Genomic DNA, 1,187 nt, shown 5'->3' with positions numbered 1-1,187 from the left:
AGAATACAACCTGCAAGTGATTTTTATTTTAGTTTTTTTAAGTCACAAGTTTTTATTTTTTATTTAAGAGTAATAATGACGGTAAATTTTCCTCAAGGGCAATTAATTTCACCAAATCAGGATAAAAAGAATCGTTTATTACTCTCCAACTCTCCTGAAGAATTAAGACAACAATTCTATGAATTAAAAACTCCTTTAGATGTTGCTAAACTCTTAAATATTCCTCATAAAAGATTAGTTTATCATCTTTATTTAGTTGACTCCCAGAGACGTTATAAAACTTTTACTATTCCTAAAAAATCTGGCGGTGAAAGACAAATATCAACCCCAATTACGGCGTTAAAAATTATTCAACAAAAACTCAATCAAGTTTTACAAGCAGTTTATCAGGTTAAGCCTTCAGTGCATGGTTTTGTCCAAGACAAGAACATTGTTACTAATGCTAAAGCCCATGTCAAAAAACGCTATGTTTTAAATTTAGACTTAGAAAACTTTTTCCCTTCTGTCAATTTTGGGCGAGTTAGGGGGATGTTTATGGGGATTCCCTATCATTTACCTCCTGATGTGGCTACGGTGTTAGCGCAAATTTGTTGTCAAAATAATCAGTTACCTCAAGGTGCCCCTACTTCTCCCATGGTTACGAATATGATTTGTGGGAAGATGGATAGTCAGTTACAGCGTTTGGCAAAGGATTGTAAGGCAACTTATACTCGTTATGCTGATGATATAACTTTTTCTACTACTCTCAAGGATTTTCCTGCGGATTTGGCTTATATTGTCAATAAGGATGAATCGGAAAAAGTTTTCTTGGGCGATCGACTTTCGACTATCATTAGAGATAATGGGTTTAGTGTAAATGAGAAGAAAACCCGTTTACAAACTAAGGGTAATCATCAAGAGGTAACGGGTTTAACCACTAATCAATTTCCCAATGTGGATAGACGTTATGTGCGTCAAGTAAGGGCGATGCTTCATGCTTGGGCTAAGTTTGGTTTAGAATCTGCACAAAAGGAGTTTGAAGAAAAGTATCATCATAAGGCTAGATTTTCAGGGAAAGAAATCCCTCGTTTTCAAGACGTATTAAAGGGTAAAATAGAGTTTATCGGTATGGTTAAGGGTAAGGATGACGGTATTTATCAAAAATATATTAGTCAATATTATCAACTATTAAAAATTTATTTTTAAAC

At 34.0% G+C, this 1,187-nt stretch carries 1 protein-coding gene; it reads left to right on the top strand.

The annotated features are described in order from the left end of the window. Positions 1-1,185 (top strand): reverse transcriptase domain-containing protein (locus ACN4EE_RS23535; protein ID WP_431708939.1); only part of this gene is annotated, 1,185 nt, incomplete at its 5' end. Positions 1,186-1,187: the final 2 nt, after the last annotated feature.

The sequence above is a fragment of the Geminocystis sp. CENA526 genome, from assembly GCF_050753365.1.
GTDB lineage: Bacteria > Cyanobacteriota > Cyanobacteriia > Cyanobacteriales > Cyanobacteriaceae > Geminocystis.
This window is presented reverse-complemented; position numbering and strand designations above follow the sequence as displayed.